The organism is Microcoleus vaginatus PCC 9802, from assembly GCA_022701275.1.
Taxonomy (GTDB): Bacteria; Cyanobacteriota; Cyanobacteriia; order Cyanobacteriales; family Microcoleaceae; genus Microcoleus; species Microcoleus vaginatus_A.
The window spans coordinates 5,244,017-5,263,801 of record CP031740.1 but is presented as its reverse complement, the minus strand read 5'-3'; the positions used below and the strand labels follow the sequence as shown (position 1 = coordinate 5,263,801).

14 protein-coding genes are annotated in these 19,785 nt (G+C 44.3%); 1 reads left to right on the top strand and 13 read right to left on the bottom strand.

Features of this window, described 5'->3' with window-relative positions:
* Positions 1-56: 56 nt before the first annotated feature.
* The 7 genes from D0A34_21640 to D0A34_21610 all read right to left on the bottom strand — a co-directional run bounded on the left by D0A34_21640 (position 57) and on the right by D0A34_21610 (position 12,048).
* Positions 57-2,615 (bottom strand): hypothetical protein, encoded by a 2,559-nt coding sequence (locus D0A34_21640; GenBank protein ID UNU21096.1) that lies wholly within the window; start codon positions 2,613-2,615, stop codon positions 57-59.
* Between the two features lie 312 nt (positions 2,616-2,927).
* Positions 2,928-4,817 (bottom strand): aminopeptidase P family protein, encoded by a 1,890-nt coding sequence (locus D0A34_21635; protein ID UNU21095.1) that lies wholly within the window; start codon positions 4,815-4,817, stop codon positions 2,928-2,930.
* Positions 4,818-4,833: 16 nt separating this feature from the next.
* Positions 4,834-6,003, bottom strand: coding sequence for a pyridoxal phosphate-dependent aminotransferase (locus tag D0A34_21630; GenBank protein UNU21094.1), 1,170 nt, complete (start codon positions 6,001-6,003; stop codon positions 4,834-4,836).
* Between the two features lie 87 nt (positions 6,004-6,090).
* Positions 6,091-9,132, bottom strand: a complete 3,042-nt coding sequence (locus D0A34_21625; GenBank protein ID UNU21093.1) for an SMC family ATPase — start codon at positions 9,130-9,132, stop codon at positions 6,091-6,093.
* A gap of 251 nt (positions 9,133-9,383) precedes the next feature.
* Positions 9,384-10,559, bottom strand: coding sequence for an exonuclease SbcCD subunit D (locus D0A34_21620; protein ID UNU21092.1), 1,176 nt, complete (start codon positions 10,557-10,559; stop codon positions 9,384-9,386).
* A 193-nt stretch (positions 10,560-10,752) separates the two neighbouring features.
* The gene (locus tag D0A34_21615; protein ID UNU21091.1) at positions 10,753-11,079 is read right to left on the bottom strand and encodes a DUF433 domain-containing protein; all 327 of its coding nucleotides are present in this window, start codon (positions 11,077-11,079) and stop codon (positions 10,753-10,755) included.
* Between the two features lie 75 nt (positions 11,080-11,154).
* Positions 11,155-12,048: an ATP-sensitive inward rectifier potassium channel 10 gene (locus D0A34_21610; protein UNU21090.1), complete on the bottom strand. Its 894-nt coding sequence runs from the start codon at positions 12,046-12,048 to the stop codon at positions 11,155-11,157.
* Positions 12,049-12,160: 112 nt separating this feature from the next.
* On the opposite strand from D0A34_21610, the gene D0A34_21605 reads away from it, so the two are divergent.
* Complete coding sequence (locus D0A34_21605) at positions 12,161-12,481, top strand: hypothetical protein (protein UNU21089.1); 321 nt, start codon at positions 12,161-12,163, stop codon at positions 12,479-12,481.
* A gap of 359 nt (positions 12,482-12,840) precedes the next feature.
* On the opposite strand, the gene D0A34_21600 is transcribed toward D0A34_21605, so the two are convergent.
* From D0A34_21600 to D0A34_21575, 6 genes are all read right to left on the bottom strand, one after another.
* Positions 12,841-14,175, bottom strand: coding sequence for a hypothetical protein (locus D0A34_21600; GenBank protein ID UNU21088.1), 1,335 nt, complete (start codon positions 14,173-14,175; stop codon positions 12,841-12,843).
* Between the two features lie 145 nt (positions 14,176-14,320).
* Entirely contained in the window at positions 14,321-14,617 is a 297-nt protein-coding gene (locus tag D0A34_21595; protein UNU21087.1) for a hypothetical protein, read from the bottom strand.
* Positions 14,618-14,725: 108 nt separating this feature from the next.
* Positions 14,726-15,247 (bottom strand): hypothetical protein, encoded by a 522-nt coding sequence (locus tag D0A34_21590; GenBank protein UNU21086.1) that lies wholly within the window; start codon positions 15,245-15,247, stop codon positions 14,726-14,728.
* A gap of 290 nt (positions 15,248-15,537) precedes the next feature.
* The gene (locus D0A34_21585; protein UNU21085.1) at positions 15,538-15,891 is read right to left on the bottom strand and encodes a hypothetical protein; all 354 of its coding nucleotides are present in this window, start codon (positions 15,889-15,891) and stop codon (positions 15,538-15,540) included.
* Positions 15,892-16,278: 387 nt separating this feature from the next.
* The gene (locus D0A34_21580) at positions 16,279-17,379 is read right to left on the bottom strand and encodes an NAD-dependent epimerase/dehydratase family protein (GenBank protein UNU21084.1); all 1,101 of its coding nucleotides are present in this window, start codon (positions 17,377-17,379) and stop codon (positions 16,279-16,281) included.
* 490 nt (positions 17,380-17,869) lie between these two features.
* Entirely contained in the window at positions 17,870-19,567 is a 1,698-nt protein-coding gene (locus D0A34_21575) for an NAD(P)/FAD-dependent oxidoreductase (GenBank protein ID UNU21083.1), read from the bottom strand.
* Between the last annotated feature and the right edge of the window lie 218 nt (positions 19,568-19,785).

Below are 19,785 nucleotides of genomic sequence, written 5' to 3'. Positions count from 1 at the left end.
ATAGATTTTGTGTAAAACCCCTAATACAATTACCAGCCATACTAAGGGTAAATAGATTAAAGTTTGCTTTCTTCTACTTTCAGTGATATATCCAAGGCTTCGTGCATAGCTTCTAAATGCTTTTGAACGTCCTTAGAAAGAGTTAGCTCTAATCTCTCTGATGCGTTGTATAGTTGGCTTATCGATTGTTTTAACCAAGCTTCAATGCTCCCTGCTTGAGATTCTAGTAATAGGTCAACTAGCTGAATTTTGATCCTGTGTTCCCACTTTTCGATGTGACTGCCATACATAGCATCAGGAGTAAGAATAACCCCGTTTGAAGCTCTGAATCCTATTGGTAGCTGTACAATTTCACAGATCCAATCGATAGTATGTTTCCAAGCAATCTGCTCAATGTGTGGTCTTTCTGTCATTATTTTAATTAACATAAAAACCAAGTTTTGAGGATCTTGATTCCTTGCTTGAGTGTCACCTAAAGGGATGTATTCTTGATCCTTCCTGTGCCAGTTTTTCCAATTCTCAGCAATTTTCATGATTAAATTCTCTAAGTCCTGAGCATTTAGGACTTTATTGGAATTCAACCAGACTAGCTTACCTTTATTGACATCTGAAGCCGAGGTGAAAGGAGTCATGTACTTAATGAAACCTCTTTTTATCTGTCCCCAACCTTGTTTGGAGCGCTCAAATCCGATGATTTCGGTAAGTTTTTTTGACTTTCCTATCTTATTCTCTCCTACTAGAGTAGAGAAATTTTTAGAGAGAAATACTTGAACTAAAGACTTTAATTGATTCATCGCTTGAGTGGCAAATCTACCATCTTTAGTCCTGAGAAATTTCTCAAACACTGCTCGACTCTCAAAATCTAGTGATGGAGCTACTTTTGTGGTAACTTTTCCGCAGTTTTTTCCCTCAGTAGCTGGCATTTTGATAGTAAGTAGCTGGGTTAGCTGAATTTTATCTTGGTAGATAACATCAATCAGTATTTTTCCTCTCTCTTCTCTCACTTTTAGCTCCAAACTACCCCTCGATTGACCTCCAAACTTAGAACGGAATAGAGGAATAATAAACTCCTGTAATTCCTTTAAAGTTGGTCTTTTGTCAGGAAACTTTTTGTCTAAATTCCTGGGAACAAGTTTAAGGAAGTTAATCGCTGTTTGTACCTCACTAGCCGTTCTCTTATGAGACATATAATCATCTAAGAGATACGTGATTTTGTCTTCATTAGTTTGAAGGAAATACACCTGGGCGAGGATGTATCGAGAGTAATAGGGGTCAGTAGGTGAAGGTTTGTAATCAGCTTTCTCTATTGACTGCTTGACTATTTCCGAACATTCCGATAATGTGTTAAGGTCTAATTTTCTTTCACCCACCAAAGCCACTTTCAACTTTTCTAACTTAGATTCCCTTAACCCAATCTTTTGGATCATTTCTGGATCTTCAGATTTAGAAGCTAGCTCATTTAACCTCTTCAACTCCTTATCGATAGGAGATATAAGAACGTTAAAGACTTCCTCTTCCTGCCACTTATCCTCTATAGCTTTATTAGCTAAAGTGTAAAACAGAGGATAGCTTGGGATATCTCTTATAGGTAAAGCCTCTAGTTGCCAATGGTCTTTAGAGTTAACAAGAGTCACCTTACAAGGGATATGGGCAATCATTCCACTCCACTCTAATGAATTGATAGCTAGTGACTTAGTATCTGAAACGTTTACTAGCTTTTTCTTAGGTGCTAGTGGAACATCCTTTCTAGGTAAAATTTTTACTTCTTCTTTTTCTGTGGCAATCTTACCGTCTTCTCCCCAAATAGACTCTTTTTCTTTACAATTTGTTGTTTCCTCTATCACACCTAAGATTTGAATAGAAGTATCTTCTTCTATAGCTATAGAATCGGACACTATAGGATTGGCTACTTCCTCTAGGGATACTGTATTGGAAATAGACGAGTTTTCGGTATAACTCATTAATTCAATGACTTTAGAGGGAACCTCTTCTAAATATTTCTTAAGAGATATCTCTTTATCCAATAAACCAACTACATAGTAAAGGATATCTCTCAAAATATCTTGACTAGCAGAAACGCACAAGTAATCAAGTAAGTTTAAAAAAAATATCTGATTTTCCTCAGATACTAACTCATTAGTTTGATACAAACTTTTAGCAATACTTCCCAGTTGTTTTCTATTTTGATTAAACCATCTTAGCCAAGAGTCGATATCAATCTTATATGTAGAAACTAAGCTTTTACCTTCCTTTATTTGCTCGCGAAGCTGAGAAGATGAAATTTGCTGATGTTTGATTATCCCTTCTTCAATAATCGATTTAAATTTAGTCTGGAACTTTTCTAAGCTTTGCTCTCTACCCTCTGCATCAGTATGTAGTGTATTACTATGGCTCTCTGTTCTCCACGGACAATCTTTGCCTGTATCTCTGAAATGAGAGAAGTGAGAAATTCTTTTTGTACCTTGCTTAAAAAAGATAAGTTCTCTACAATTTTCACAAATTAGACCTAGCTCTTCATAGGATTTATAGTTTAGTCTATAATCATCAGGTGTAAATTTTTCATTCGAGAAAATAGAGATTGCAAAATAAATAGATACTTCTGATTCTGCTTTCATAAAACTTAACCCCCTTGTTTTTGGTAATTATCATTATGAATTTAACAGTAGTCCTCTGCATATACTATGACTTAAATCACCTAATTGTCTGAAACCCTAAAATTTTATAGCAAGAGTTTTAGCTATTTATCAGTAGGTAATTTTATTATGATAAGTGTAACTATTTAACTATGTAACAGTAGGGGCACGGCAGTGCCGTGTCCCTATCTGATATGTGCTATTTTGTACCTTTGGGGCGGACTCGCGTGCCCACCCCACAAGAGTTTCCCGAAAAATAGGTGCACAAGTTAAATGTGCGACAAATTACAAGGCTTAACCTAACGCAGTGCAGGCTGTTTTCAACCATTCAATTGTTGCTGCATCAAGTACGGGTTCCAGTTTCTCGACTACCGAAGCGTGATAATTATTCAACCATGCTAGTTGAGTGTTTGACAGTCGATCGACATTTATCAATTTGCGCTCAAACGGAATATACGTCAGCGATTCAAATCCGTACCAAACTGTACCGTTTTTTGATGGCATTTCCCTGACAACATAGAGATTTTCGATGCGAATTCCGCCCCATCCCGGTTCGTAATATCCCGGTTCGATGCTAGTTACCATTCCGGCTTCCAGGGGATACTGCACAGATTTGCTGATGCCGTTTGGCCCTTCGTGACCGGCTAAAAACGCGCCGACTCCGTGCCCGGTGCCATGTCCGTAGTCTAGCTGTTCTTGCCATAATACCGCACGGGCGATCGCATCTAATTGCGCTCCCGTTGTTCCTTTGGGGAATTGCTGCATTGCACAGTTGATGTGCGCGATTAAAACTGTGGTGTAGTGTTCTATTTGTAGCGCCGTCGGTTCTCCGATACTTATTGTTCTCGTATCGTCCGTTGTACCTGCTAAATATTGCGCGCCTGAGTCGAGCAGCAGCAATTCTCCGGGTTTTAAGGTGATTTCTGGGCTGGGGGTTCCGTAATGTACGATCGAGCTATTGGCTCCCGCACCTGCGATCGTTCTAAAAGTTAAAGTCTGAAAATCAGTTTCTTGCTGGTAAAATCTTTCGATGCTTTCTTTGACATCAAACTCTGTCAACAGATTACCATTTTCTAGCTGTTCTGTCAACCACTTTAAAGTCAAAGTTTTCGCTCGACTTGCTTTGAAATTGGCTGATTTCATCTGCTCGATTTCTACGGGATTTTTGCGAGCTTTCATCCCTTCTACCGGATGCGCCTCAAAAACTATTTCGATGTTGTAAAACTGCGCTTCTTGATGGTTTAAGATTAACTGGTACGTGCCTGCTGTGCTGTGTTTCGGGTCTAAAAGTACCCGAACTTTATGTGGCAAATTTACGCAAGTTTCTAATGTATGCGGATAGTCTGCGTAGGGAAGCAAAGTTACATCCGCCCGCAATTCTTGCTTGATTTCTAGTGAAATTCGTTCGGGATTTGTAAACAAAAACGCTGAATCTGTGGTGATAATGGCATAGGATATGAAAATGGGAATGTGGGGAATATCCGAGCCTCGGAGATTGAACAGCCACGCTATTTGATTCAGGTTGGTAATCGGAAGCACATCGATGTTGGCTTTTTGCATCGCTTCCCTGACTCTGGCTAATTTTTCGGCGGCGGTTTCTCCGGTCAGGGATACAGGTAAGCTAAATATGGGATCTGCATCAATCGCGGGTAAAGTCTCTGCTGTTTGCCAAGGAGTTTGCGATCGCACTTTGTCTGTCAAATTATCCCCGATTGGTATGAGTTCAATCTCTGCATTGGCGAATTTTTTCACCCAATTTTGATATTGCTCTGTCGCTACAGTAAACGGGTCAAGACCCATGCGAATTTTAGTTGATTTTTCTGCCGATTCTACAGCCAGTTTTTCTAAAGTTTCAATTAAGGTTAAATTTCCTTCTAAGCCGAGTTTCGATATTTGAATAATTCCAGTATCGACTTGCAATTCGGCTTGTTCGTAGTAGCGGGAATCTACAAACAACCAAGCGGAATCTTTGCCAACCAACAAATCACCGGCGGAACCCGTAAAACCGCACATCCAAGCTCGCCGCTGCTTGGCTGCTGGAACTGATAAATTTAAGTGTTCGTCAACAGCTGGGATGTAATAGCAATCTAATTCATAATCTGCCATCAAATCGCGCAAGTCTGCCAGTTTTGCAGCGGATGTATCTTGAAGGTTTGTATTTGCTTTTAAGTTAGTGGCAACCATTTTTAAATTTCCTATTTTACTTGTTTAAAATTGTCTTCAAACCTTTAACTAATCTCCTAATGCCTGCCGTGGCAGTTGCTTTTTCCAAAGCACCGTAAGCAACGCGCAAATAGCAGCCGCTATCCATGCCGAAGGTTGTACCGGGAAGCACTGCTACGTGATATTCGCGAATTAATTTTTCTACTAATTCCATTGTATCGATTTCAGTATCAACTTTCAAGAAAAAGTAGAATGCTCCGCAGGCAGGGGAAATTGTACACAAATTTTGGATGGTATTGAGTTCGTCTAATACGAGTTGTCGCACAGATGCGATCGCCCTTACATAATTATCGCAGTAACCTCTACCAACTTGCAAGGCTCCCAGGGCTGCATATTGAGAAATTACTGGGGGACAAATTAAGATTGTATCTTGAATTTTTCTCACTGAAACGAGCAAGTGTTCTGGGATTACCATATACCCGATCCGCCAACTCGCAAAACCGTAGGCTTTGGAGAGGCTAAATAGAGAAATTGTATGTTTGCTGCTGTGGGGAAAAGCTGCAGGCGAACAGTGTTTGACGCCGTTATAAGTAAAATATTCGTAAGCTTCATCGCTGATGTGATAGATGTTGTGCTGGCGACAAATTTCGTTAACTTCCCGGAGTGCTTCGGAAGGATAAACAACACCAGTGGGATTATTTGGTGAAATGGTAACTATGGCTCGCGTTTTGTCGGTAATTGCTTTTTTTATAGCATCGATATTAAGTTGATAATTAGCGTCAGTTTCTACTATCACAGGTCGGCAGCTTGCCATAATTGCCGCCATTTCGTGGTTGAAGTAATAAGGTGATTGGATAATAACTTCGTCTCGCGCCGAGGTGATGGCGAGAATGGCGTGGGTAAATCCCATGTTGCTGCCGGCGGTAACGACAATGCAGTTTTTGCTGTTAATTTCTATGTCGTTATCTGTTTTTAGTTTGGCTGCGATGGCATCCTGTAATTGGGGAATTCCTTCCACGGCTTTGTATTTGTGATTGTCGGTATTTGCGAAGAATTCGGGAATTCGGTCAAATGATTCTTGTGGCGGATTGTAGTAAACTACGCCTTGTCCTAAAGATATTGTTCCCGGATTTTGGCGGATCAGTTCGCCAACTACTGGAATTATTGGCGACTGTACCGATTGCATTCGAGTCGGGTGATTTTTCATCATATATTATAGGTAATTGTAGGGGCAGGTTTAGTGATAATGTACGTCCTTAAGCAAGTTTACTATTTCACGCACGCGCCTCTCACTTCAGGATCTATGTACTTCTATTTTAGAACCTTGGGGGGATTTAGAAACTTTAACTTGTGCGGGCAATCTTTCGCCCAATTCTCGAACGTGGGTAATCACTCCAATCAGCCTGTCTCGCTGCCGCAAAGATTCTAAAATTTGAGTAACGCTTTCGAGAGTTTCGGTATCTAAAGTACCAAATCCTTCATCTAGAAATAAGCTGCCCAAGTGAGCTCCTTGAGACAGCTTTTCTGACAAAGCTAAAGCCATTGATAAGGAAGTGGCAAAGGTTTCGCCGCCGGAAAGGGTTCGCACTCGTCTAGCTTCGCCGCCGTTCCAATTATCTGCTACCCAGTATTCGCCGTCTTGGTTTATTAGTTTGTAGCGATTTTCGGTTAATTCTTGCAAAATTAAGGTGGCGCTGCCGACTAATTCTGCTTCTAAATGTTCTAAAATGTATGATTGAAATTCGTTGGATTTGAGGTTCTGCGCTAAGGTGTGATAAGTTTGCTCTTGTTCGGTGAAATTTGTGATTTGCTGTGACAGTCTTTCGGCTTGTTCGAGATTTTGAGCTGCTACTTGAATCCAAGCTAACAGTTCGGCGCGGTTGTTGTTGGCTTGTTTGAGGTTTTCTTGGGCGGTATGTTTTGCCGATCGCACTTGCGCTAAAGTATTCTCATCGGTAGTTCTGCCTGCGATCGCCTCGCTCAAATCTTTCGCCCGCGTCTCTAACTGAATTTTTGATTCGCGGTGAGAGCGAATAGCATTTTCCCATTGCGATTGTTCCTTAACTGTCGCAACCGCTGCTAAAAATGTCTCTTCTGTGAAATCAGCCGCCGTTAATTTTGCTGACCAATCCAGGTTTAGCTGCTGTTTATGGGCCTGGGCTTGTCCAAAAACCTCCCCAGCTTGTTGCTCTCTATCTGCTGCTTGAATCACCCTATTTTGAGCAGTTTGATATGATTGTTCGGCAACTTTCAGCAGATTGGCCAAGTCTTGCTTATCTTCTTCTAAGGCTTTTGCTAAATTAGGATAAGGTTGATATTCGGTAATTTGATAGAGCGCATTTACACAAATTTGCAACTGCTGCTGCCTGCGGTCGGATTCGGCGATCGCATCTTGATATTCTTGCTGTTTAGCTGCTTGAGTCGCCACAGCAAAATTAAATCTTTGCTGAAAATTCTCATATTCCAATGATGCCAGTTGGAACTGCTGCTCGGTTTCGCGGTATTGGCGATCGCTCTCTTTAAGTATTGCCAACTCCTGCTGCAACCCCAAGCTTTCCCACTGAGGATTTTCCATAACTTGAGTGATTTGCTGCTGCAATTCGGCAACTCTATTCCCCGTTAATTCCAGCATTTGAGCAATTTCAGACTCTTTTTGCAGGCAGGCTGAAACTGCACTTTTTGCCTCAGCCGCCAAGCTTTGAGCAGCTTGAAAAACCTGATTTGCCGCCGCAAATTTACGCCGGAAATCAGCGACATCGACAATATTAGAATTTGGCAAAGGAGGGAGGCTCTCGCTCTCAGGATGCACCCCCCCGCACACCGGGCAAGTATCCCCAGAATTCAGCGACATTCTGACAGCAGCAACACTCTCCAAACGTGCCGCTTCCGCATTAGCGGTTTGGGCCGCTTCTAACTCGCTGCTGCACTCTTTTAGCCTGATTTCGGCTGCTTCTAAATTAGTGGCAACCTCCACATAATTCTGTTGAGCGCTTTCCTTTTCTGCGATCGATTTATCCAACTGTTGCTGCTGAGCTTTTTCCTGCTTAGCCATTAGCTGAACTTCCATCAGTAAGGGTGCAATTTGCTGCAATTGCTCTAAACGCTGTCCTCCCGGCGAATACTGTTCTAGCTGTGCCGCTGCTTGAGTAACTCGAAAACCCGCACTTTGAATTTTAGTATTAGCAGCTTGCAGTTCTTTATCTGCTGCTTGAAAAAAGCGGAGTTTTTCCTGTTGACTTTTTTGGGCGAGTGCAACTTCTTTTTCTAATTGAGCGCGCTGTTCTTCATATACTTTAGCAGCAGCTAGAGCATCTTCGCGAGCCTTAATTTGTGGCGCTAGGGCCTCTTCTTTGGCTTTTGCCGCGTCAAATAGCTGCTGCTCTACTGCTAGCTCGGAGCGAGCTTTAATTAACAGCTTTCGCGCTGCCACCGAAGCACTTTCGGCAGTTTCATACTGACTGCGAGCCGATCGCACTAAAGCCCAATCTCCCTGTAAATGATTGGCAGCTTGCGCTCTGTCTAAACGCTGTGCTAAAATAGCAACCTCAGCAGAATTAGCATTTAATTGGGTCAGTTCTTGTTGTAGCTCTTGCCAGCGAGCGATTTGCGAAAATAGCTGTTCCTCTTCATCTAGATTCTTTTGAGCTTTCATAACGGCGCGATCGAACTCAGGCAACTGCTGCTCTAAAATCAAAAGTTGCGATCGTCTTTGATCCACCTCATCCGCCGTCGGCGCACTCAACTCAGCTAGCTGCCTTTCCACGATTTCCCGTTCCTGTTTAAGCAACTTTGCGAGCTCATTTGTTTCCTTCCGCATCTGCTCAAAAATCTCAAATCCCGCTAGCTGGCGCAAAATTTCCCGGCGTTTTGAAGTATCCCCTTTAATAAACTCATCAAACTTGCCTTGAGGCAGAACAATTGCTCGCGTAAAAGTATCAAAATCCATTCCTAAAATCTGTTCAATGGTATTTTGAACAGCAACGATACTCGTCCCCAAAGTTTCCCATTGACCATTTTGCCAGTTGTCCAAAATCACCTTATTTTCGGGAGATTTCGGACGAAAACGCCACCTTCGCGTCACCCGATACTGTGCCGAACCCACAGCAAAACGCAACTGCACTTTTAAATTTTCGCTGCCTTGACTTGCCAAATCACTTACTTGTTTGCCGCTGCGAGTTGTCGTGCCAAAAAGAGCGTAAGTCATGGCATCTAGGAGTGAAGATTTGCCCGCACCTGTAGCACCAGTAATTGCAAACAGATCGAGTTGAGAAAAATCTAAACGCTGTTCCTGGCGGAAGCTGGTAAATCCTTCGAGAATAAGTTCGAGTGGACGCATACTGATTTTAGATTTTAGATTTTAGATTTTGGATTTTAGATTGTTATATTCAGGTCTACTGTCTTTCTTCTACAGTCTTCCCGATCCCCCCTAACCTCCCTTAACAAGGGGGGGACAAGAGTACGATCAAACTCTCCCTTCTTAAGGGGAATTTAGGGGAATCTAGACTCGACTACAAGCGACATTGAGCGTGGGTTTCAGTCTTAAAAGTCTTTGAACTTGGAAATTTGGGATTGTATCTTTTTACCCATTTAATTGTTAACTGTTTCCTTAAACTTCTTGTACAAATTTTGAAATTCCTCCAATACGGCCGATCTCGGTGTCGTTCCTAATCGGTTTTGATAATAGTTGCAAAACTCTGCTGCCGGATCGAAATTATTGGGATCGATATTAGTTATTTCTGTTGGTTCTAGCGCTGCATCTGGATAGCGCGGTTCAATTAACAGCGCTTGAGAACAGATTTGGCGCACTCGATCGGCAAGTCCGATTTGCGGACTGTCCAGTTCGACAATTACTTTCAAGAAACCCGGATGATACTGATGAGCTTCTAAAGTTTCATCGAGATTGTCGTTATGACATTTAAGCACTTTTAACGGCTTGTGGCAAGCCACAGGCTTAAATTCCACCTTTGCCTCACCTCCAGGCTCAACTTCTATCAAGCAAAATCCTTTTTCCTGTTCCGCTTCTCCAAAATCTAACTGAATCAAAGAACCCGAATAATAAGCGGGAGAAGTCTCAGAAATCCGCTGGTGAATGTGGATGTGTCCGAGGGCGACATACTGAGCTTCCGGCGGCAGAGTTTGCGATGAGAGCAGGTATTTTTCTCGCGTGTAATAAGCGACTTCGGATTTTGCCAATCGAGCGCCGTCAATGCTCATGTGTCCCATGAGAAAATTGACAGTATTGTCTCTAAAATCCCTGGTTAAATCTTCGAGTAAATATGCTACTATTTCGCGGTAGTCTTTTCGGCGATCGGCATCGCCAGACTGCCAGAGAGAATTAGCATCTAACAGTCTTTGTTCGGAAGCAAAAGGCATCGCTCCCACACAAAGTTTACCGCTTTTTGTATTGAGAGTAATCGTGCCGCCGTCTGCGGAACGCCTGGGTTTGCCTAAAGCGCGAACACCGGCGAGGGAAAGCAATTGCGCGATGCTGTCGATGCGGGATGCCGAATCGTGATTACCGGCGATCGCAATTGCGGGAATTCCTGCCGCTTGGAGTTCGCAGAAAAAGTTATAAGCAATGCGTTCGGCGTAAGCGGGTGGGTTGGGTACGTCGAAAATGTCGCCCGCAACGAGCACAGCATCGACATCCAAGGCTTTTGCTTGCTTCAAAATCTGTTCCAGGGCGATCGCAATTTCAAAAGTGCGATCGATTCCTCGAAAACGTCGCCCTAAATGCCAGTCAGCAGTATGAATTATTCGCATAGTACGAGGAGTTTTTTGTTTATGTTAACTGAGATGTTGTACCATTTTCAAGAACGGGCAAGATGCCCGTTCCACAAGAAACTCCTTCTTTGTGGAACGGGCATCTTGCCCGTTCATAAAAGGCTGATTTAAAATGGTAAAATATCTCAGTTTTAATGCTTTGTGCGAGCGCGGTATAAAGATCTGCCACTGTTTATGCCTCTTCCTGTTCTCTAATTGCTATTTCAATCTCATCAGGATATGCCTCAGCATAACTAAAAGCATTCACCAAATCTGCGGCACTCAGATCGGGATGACCTTCTAAAATATGAGCATCGGTGGCACTTTGACGGCGATAACTTACCAACAGCCAAACAGGAATCCGAGTTTTTCGGATACAGGCTTCTGTGCCCATGACACCGGGAGTCTTTTGAATCCCCGGCCAAAAGTTGCTTAAACTTTGGGCTAGGAATTGTATAGCTTGAGCCTTCTCTTCGGGAGTTAAAGCCAAGAGTTGCGGTTGCAATTCTTTCAGTGTCATGATCGCAGTTATTGAGTTCGTAAATATTCACTTCTTTTCCCTACAGGTATTCTAGCACTGGCTCAATTAAAACATTCATTCCACAGGCTTCACATCGTGAAACCGAGTATAATCAACCACCCGCCCTCCCGTCGCCGATTTCAAAAGAATATCTACAAACCGCATATTCCAGATAATTTCAGACGCCACAAAAGAATGTCGCGCATGAATAGTTTGCGAAACTGTTTCGTCAATTCCTGTTAACGTAATTACAATTTCTGCTTGTTGCTCCATCAAGTCTTGGGCAGTAAGTTGGTACAAAGGACTGCTCTCCTCAATTGCGTGCATAACAGTCCAAGTTAAGGCAAAAATCGGAGAGTGACTCCGCATTAATTCCAAATCGTAAAAACGCCGCATAAATTCTCCTTCCGCTGTTACCTCGTTGCGGATCAAAGTAGCTCGCTGCTGCGCTTCTAAAATTTGGTTAAAACGCTGATTTGCCGTGCGGTACATCAGAGTCGGAACACCGTTGAAAGGAGCGATCACAGCTACGCGGCTGAAAATAACTCTAGCTGTTGGTCTGGAAAATCTCGAAAAAGCCAGTCCCGTCACCATAGCCACTCCCCACAAACCAAAAAGCGCTTGAATCGCGACTATAGTATTAGCGTAATCCGTGCGCGGATACATAGAGCCGTAGCCGATCGTCGCCATTGTTTGCACGCTGAAATAAAAGGCATCTTGGAAAGAACCCGGCCGCGCGTTAGCAATGCAATCTCCTCCCGCCAAGTAAGCTAAGGCAAATAAAGAATTTGTGACTGTATAGGAGAGACAAATCAGCATGGAAAATCGCGGCCAAGAAAGAGTTAGCAGCCTGTGGTAGAGGTCGGCAAAATGCAGGCGAGGTACTCCCAACTTGACAATATTTAAGGGGAATTGTCCTTGGCGGCTGACTAAACGAGCCTGTGGCTGGCGGTTGTGGTGAGTTTTCATTGCGATTTGTAACTCCGGCTGTTTCAATTTGTAACTATTGCTTGGAGCGGGAAAACTTATCCTTTAGACTGATGTCTGATTCCAAAAATTCGGATACAAGCGGAGTTTAGAAATGGTTGAGCTTAACTGGCATGACTATCTCGTTATGGTTTCTTTTGTGGCTTCTATTGCGGGTCTAGTCCTGCTGGGTGATAATCGCAACTCACCGCCAACGGACGATCGCACTTTGAGCGAAGAAATCCTAATCAAGATGAGCTTTACTTACTGGATAGTGTACTGCATCTCTTTTTTCGGGCTGAAACTTCACCTACCAGAAGATAGCTGGTTATTGCTCAGTTTGAAGCTGACTACGGTTCTTTCTTACTTGTTGACTGCTTCTAGCATACTCAGCCTGCCGCTGCAACGCATGGCTGTCCGACGAGTTGAAGATTAACAAAAGGTGTTTGTAGTGAGGACTTCAGTTATTTCGATCGCGGTGAAGAAAAACTAAAGTCCTGGCTGCAAAACTATTTGAGTTATATTACCGGGCAATAAGCTCACAGCTAGCTGTGAGCTTGTTTAATAGGTTTATTATCTGAGGGATGCAGACTAACGCGCCCAAAATGGCTAGGGTCGATCGCACTCATACTTGAAATTGCCACTTTGTTTCTGCTGTCCCTGGGCTGCGACCATCTCATCGAGTATCCGTTGGCGAAGTCGGCGCATTAGGGCATAGCATGAGGTGGAGTTGGTGAGCAGCCTACACTGTATGCGATAGCATAGCGTGTAGGAGTATGCCACGAACTCGGTTGCTTAGGATTTAAAGCCTTTAGAGCTTTTCTTTTTCTCCTGCGGTTTGGACTTGGACTTATTAACTTCGCCTAAAGCTTCCTGAAATAAGTTGTGCAGGTGCACGGGAACGCTTGCAATTTCCGGGAGTTCGGGTTCTAAGGGTTTTTTAAACTCTTGCAGCAGGGCATCTAAATCGCGATCGATCTGAAAGTCTCTACGTTCCAATACAGTTTGCAAAATTTGTTCTAATTTCGCTGGATTAACTTTAGCTAACCGTTGCCAAATCCAGACATTAATTGCAGGATCTTCTAGATAGTTACGCACCAGCTTTTCGTAACCGGGAACGGTTGAAAAGTCTTCGGCTGCTAGCAGTGCAGTAAATTGAGCGTAAGTAGACAAAAAGGTTTGTCCCCAGCGAGGATGAGAAAGTGCTGTCACCTGTTCGGCTTTCTTGAAGCGATCGGGCAATTCGACTTTCGGCATTACCATTTTTGGACTAGCATTGCTGTCGAGCATTACCTCAACTGCGTTAGTATCGGCACCTGCTGCCGCGATGGCTGCTGCTTTGACTTCTTCTCGATCGACTCCGGCATCTTCAACGATCTCCGCCAGAGATTTACTTCCATCAATGCCGATATCAGCTAGGTGTTTTTTAGTGATAAATTCCTGAAATTCAGCCAACTGTTTATTCAGGTGATATCCCGATAGCGTTACTTCCTCACTGCCAAAAAATTCCGTAAAATCTTCATGGTACTTTTCTACTGACTGCCAAGCTTGCTCTAACAATTCCGGCGCATCGCTGTATAGGTTCTTTTTGTGATTTTGCTTGAAATTGCCGATCGCCACCGCCAACTTCGGCTTACCCAATTTCCCCTTCAACATGGGAGAGCTCGAAAGTATCCACCAGTCATCGGTAAGGGGAGCAATCCGAGCCAGCAAGATTTCTCCTAACTTAAAGCGAGACATTTCTGCAAGAAAATTAGGACTGTTGGGTTTGACAACGTAGTGCTTAGCTGTCGGCCAGTTCATCAGTTCAAACCTGTCGGGGGAAAGTTGAGTGATTTCAAATAAGCCAGTGAAGCTTCTTTGCTCCCAACTTTCGAGCAAGCTACGATCGCTCTCGGTTAAATCCGGCTGACTTTCGACAAATAGGTCGATCGGCGTTTTCTCTCCCACTTTACCTTCGATGGTAAAACTGTCAATCACTTGATTTTGCTGAGCAATATCGTAGCGCTCGCCAGTCGCTCGAGCAGCAGCATAAGCTTCCAAAGCTACCGCCAACTCTCCCTCAGCATCCAGCACAAAGTCAATTAAATTTTGCTTGAGTGTCCAAGCTCTTTCCAACATTTCATCCACAATTTATACCGATTTTGAATGAGAGGATTTAGATTTTTAACAATTATCGGGCTTGAAGCAACCGACGCTTTACGATCCGGCTGCGATTGCAGAAAGCGCATCGCGAACAATGGCAAAAATATGCGATCGATGCCTCAGTCCTGAGTTAGTTTAATTTTAAGGCTAATAGTCTAAAAAAAATGCCCATCTCCAACCGAAGCATCCCGATTTGGTAAAAAGCGTTTATTAGGAGTGCGATCGTCCCCCACAGCAAAGCCTCTACATCTCTAGCCAGCAAGAGGCTCGCACTCCTGTGAAATAAAAATCGTGCTGAAAAATGCGATTTCAACCGACCATAAAAATACCCTCCCCTATGTAGAGAGGGACTGAAAATCCCCAAAAACTTCGCTAAACTCGTGTTAAAAATAGTTCCAGGTATCAACAACAGTCCAAGGCGCAGCAACCGGGTTTTTTTATCACAACACTTGGCTGCATTCCGAAACCCGGGTAAAAAAGCCGGAACGCTGGAGTTTGTGTGCGCCCAAGACTGAGAAATACTTGGCGTAAGCCCTTAGCGGGCGTCTTGGGCACTGTCGCCCGCTACAGGGCGTTCCACCCGAGCCCAAGCGTCGCGCGTGGCGTGTCTCGCTTTGTCCCAACTCACATTTGATTTACCGCGATTTGTTTCGTAGTCGCGCTGCAAATCCGGTTCAATCTCGTTGAAGCTCTTACCACTATTGCCATAGCGGGTGTATCCCTCATAACCGGTGCGGTACGCAGGCTGATAGTCTTCGTAAGTTGCGCTCGTGTCCACGTAAGGACGGGAACTGTAGTTGCTTTGCCAGTAAGCATCTTCTACCGTGGGGTCGATCGCCTCGGCCACACCTTTGCCCACCAAACCGCCACTAAACGAACCAACAACAGCGCCTACAACTGCTCCTACAGGCCCGCCGATGGCACCGCCGATCGCAGCACCCGCAGCACCCGCACTCGCCGCACCTATACCCGTTCCCACTGGATGAGCCCCTGTTTCCCCGGAAAGCGGGTCGAGGTTAGCATCAGGTTCATGTACCGTTTTTTTGTCATCGCTCATGATATTTTTTTCCTTTTATCTGACTGTAACTATTATTTTAATTTACTTTTTTAATTCCTCTCTCTTCATCTTCCCTAAGGATGAATCTGCTAGCTTAAATAAAAGGGGAAGGAGAAAATCGCTCTGGATGCAACAAGTGGTTTAACCCCCTACTCTAAAGCGATAAGGTGCGCTGTCCGGCGCACCCTAGAGAATTATTTTCAAGTGAGTCCTGATAGCGGCTCAATTGTCTACTCACCGAAGCTCTGTATTTACCAGCAACTTGAGTTAGATAGAAATCTGTTGATTTATTAGTTGCCCGTGACCTTTTCGATCAACTCTTCAGCTTTTTGAACTATGCCTTCTTGCGGGTGTTCTCCCTTGTACTCTTTTAAGCTTTCGTCGTAAATTTTCTCGACGTTGGCAGGATTTTGAGCAGTTTTGACTATTTCATCATAAGCTCCTGCTTGGGGATTGAGATCCTCGAAACTTGTTGCGGGTTCAGTAATTGTAGCTTCTTGCGGCGCGTGACTCTTGTCTTGACCTGCGTAAGCACCCTGACTGGGTATTACCGCTAGACCTACCAGACTAATCAAAGCCAGCGTACAGACCAGCAAAATGCTTTGAATCAATGTTTGTCCGAGAGCTTTTAAAACCCGCTTCATATCAACTTCTCCTCGTATTTTTCCGCAAAAATTATGGTGTTTGTCGCCCCTTCACTGCGATCACACATTGACAACCTTGGTTCAAGCGCAATCTTTTTCGCAGCTACCGCATCTAGAGCGAGCAAAAAGGGATGTTTCCGATGATGTCCAATATCTTAAGCGCCTGCTTGTTACAATTCCTTCTACCAAAAGATAGATTAGTTAGACAAGCGGAACTCATCTCCTATGAGGGGCGCTCGCCATTCCTGCGAGGAACCCTATCTAGGGGTTTTCCCATCAATTACGAAGCCCCTGAGTCTTCTCTTTCGGCGCGTCTTTCGCGTCTTCGCAGTTCGGGAAAAAATCCCATTAACCAACATTTTAAATTGCTATAAATAACCTAACGAACTACACAACAACCTGCTCTATATCTAGGTTTCTGTTCTGCATAGCTCCTTCAAATAGCTCAGTAGAAAGAGCTTGTTCTACCGACCAAACCCCCGGTTTTTCCAGTTTACCTTCTAACATTAATTGAGCGATGCTACCAGTACCAATGCCAGTAGCGACGGCAGCATTTGGGTGTACCGCTGTCGAGCAAACTTTAGCCGGTTGACCGTTTTTGAGACCGGTTACTTGCGATCGCACTGCCACACCAACCCCACTAAAACTATTAGTAACACTTGTCATCCCATAACTGACGTAGGAGAGAAATTCAATCACGGAGTTATTTTTGAGCCAGCTAGCGGGCCAATACTTAGCAACAAACCAGGTAAGGTGATTGTAAAGGTCGGGAGACGTACCGAATTTAGTCACAACTGATTTGACGGGGAAAGTTTCGGGCAAAGTAATTGCTTCCGGCATATCGAACCAGTAAACCCCTGTTTTGCCGTAGGGCGCGGGAAATTCAATTGTTTCGCGATTGCTGTAGGGTTTTACTTGGTGCCACTTGCGATCTTCCCAAACCTCAAAAGGAGTTTGCAAACCTAAAAAAGTGGTTCTCATGACGGTAACGCCAGCGCCGCCAGAACCTCCGACTACATAACTTAAATGGATGTGTTCTGCTTCATCTAATTGTTCCACATCTCGGCGCACCATGCTGTTAGACACACCGGGGAAAATGCCCGTATTAATAATAGCAGTAATCCCAGCATTTTTAGCGGTTTCGCGCAATTCTAAAGCCTTGCGAGTAAAACTGCGGCTGTCACTGACATCAGTATAATTAACACCTGCTTCGATGCAAGTTTTCAGCACGCCGGCGTCTCGGTAGTGAAAAGGCCCCGCACAGTGAACGACAAGATTAGACTCTGAAACTGCTTTTTGCAGGGCTGCACTGTCCGCTAAATCAAAAGTTTGGTACTGCACCCTATCCGGCGGCAATCCCGGCCCAATAGAGGCTTCAGAGTTGCGTCCGGTAACAGTAATTTCCGCGTCGGTGTGGGTAACAAGGTCTTGGGCAACGCTGCTGCCAATTCGTCCCCGCCCGCCGACAATCAAAACTCGGTTTGCCATCGCTAAAAAAAGGGTAACGCCATTTCTCAGTTTCTCAACTTGGGGCCGGCGTTTTCATCCGCATAAAGTATGAATTGAGGAGAATGCGAAATGCTGGGGAATCGGCGGCGATCGCCCTGATCCGGAGATGGGGAGCGACTTCTACCAGCGACTTGCCTGTTCTGCTTTCATTAGAGGTTTGGCGGCGACACTAAGTTCCAAAATGCCTTCAGCGTTAACTTGTTCTTCTAATATTGAGAATTTTATCGATGGAATATACTCTGTGATCCAAAAATATTTAAACAGATTTGATGAAACGCAAAGCGTCGCCACCGCTCGCGAAAGATGCACAAGATTTAGAAAAGGTATTGAGGGCGATCGCAAATCGTTTTCCCTTCACAGAGAATCAACCAGAAAAAATTCTCGCACTCACAGACTGATAAATGAACGCAAAGAAACGCAGATGTGATTCATCTGCGTTTCTTTGCGTTCATCTGTGTTTCAAAAAATCTTACTTCTCATTACTCCGAAATACCGACTTACCCTTCGCTTTCAGAGTATTAGCCGCATCTGCCAAAGTCTGCGCGAAAGGCTGCTGCGAGTGCATGAAAACGCGAGCCGTATTGCGTCCCGGCATACCGGAAATCGATCCGCCCGGATGCGTTCCCGCCCCCGTCAGAAACAAACCGTCGATCGGTGTTTTGTAATTCGCCAACTCCGGTAAAGGACGGAAAAATATCATCTGATCCAACGTCATGTCAACGTGATAATAATTCCCCTTCAAAGCGCCCAAACGCTCTCCCAACTCCGCCGGACTCTCCACGTGGCGCCCTATAATTGAATTTTTGATATTTGGCGCGTATTCTGCTAATTTATCGATGCAGCGATCGGCAACTTTGTTTTTCAGCTCATCCGTCCAACCCGTACCGTGCTGGCCGGTTCCTTCAGCATTTTCGATCATGTAAGGAGCAAAAAATTCAATCCAAGCCGTATGATGTCCGGGGGGAGCCATTGACGGGTCTAGTACCGTCGGAAACACTACATACATCGATGGGTCAGAGTCGGGAATTCTGCCGATTGAAGGCTCGCTGTGAGAAATTTCAACGTGTCTCACCGAGTCTGCAATTAAAACCGACCCGATTAAATATTCGTCCCGATGATTCCAGCGCTCAAACTTGGGCATTTCATTTAGAGCTAAGTCTATTTTGAGAATAGTCTCGTTGTTGTTAACAATTTTGCGCTCCAATCTTTCCCGCAAATCCGGGTCGGCACTGTCAACATCGCTGGAGTCCATTAAGTGCAGAAACAAGCGCTTAGCATCAATATTAGAAATGACACCTTTTGTAGCGCGGTATTCCGTGCCGTTGGCAACTCGAACTCCCACAGCGCGACCGTCATCAACTAATATTTTCTCGACGTGCTGGTCGGTAAGTACCACACCCGAGTAACTTTTCACTACATTAAGCAGCGCTTGCACTAATGCACCAGTCCCTCCGCGCGGTCTTGCCATGCCGGGATTGTGCCTCATTGCCAGCATAATTGCGCCTACAGCCAGAGTTTTTTGCGAAGGAGGCGCGCCGAGTTCTGCGGCGAATCTTGCTAGAGGTGCTTTGATAAATTCCTCGTCAAACCACTCGTTGAGAAGGTCTTCAGCGCTGGTGAGCATCGTGCGAATAAAGTCCAGCGTTTTGTCGGGGGAACCGATCACTGAAAATAAATCTTTTAGTTTGGCAATATCGTAGTTGCCTGCAATATCTATGAGGGATTTTGGTGGCGCATTAAACATCGGAACCATCGCACCTAAAGCCCGCTGCCAAAAGTCTGTATATTCGGCATATTTTTTAGCATCGCGCTCGTTGTAGCGGGCAATTTCAGCACAAGTTTTTTCTACAGATTTGTGCGCTAAGAAATATTTGCCGTCGGGATGCGGACAAAAGGCAACTGGATCGCAGAAAAGATATTCTAAACCGTGTTTTTCCAGTTCTAATTCTTCTACAACTGGCCCTAAATGGATAAATTCGTGGTCGATCGCGCACATATTGAATTTAAAATCCGGCAATTCGGGAATCGCAGCTTCAGTAGTTGCCGCGCCGCCGGGAACCGAACGTTTTTCTAACAACAGGACGGTATATCCCGCTTTGAGGAGATAAGAGGCGCAGACCAGTCCGTTGTGACCGGCTCCTATGATAATCACGTCATACGTTTGCATAGATGAAGCTCTGGGGATAAGATATTTTGCTCATTTTACAAATGTTAACAAGTTGCCAGTCTCTACCAATAGAAATAGATTGGTCTTAAGAGAGTAGTTTGAGCATCTTACAAAAGAGATAGCCTGTCGCAAATTTTTAACTGCGATCGCCCTGATTTCCTCTCTGATTTTAAGAGCGATCCCCTCTGAAAATTTGCCCCAGTATTATACCGCATTTA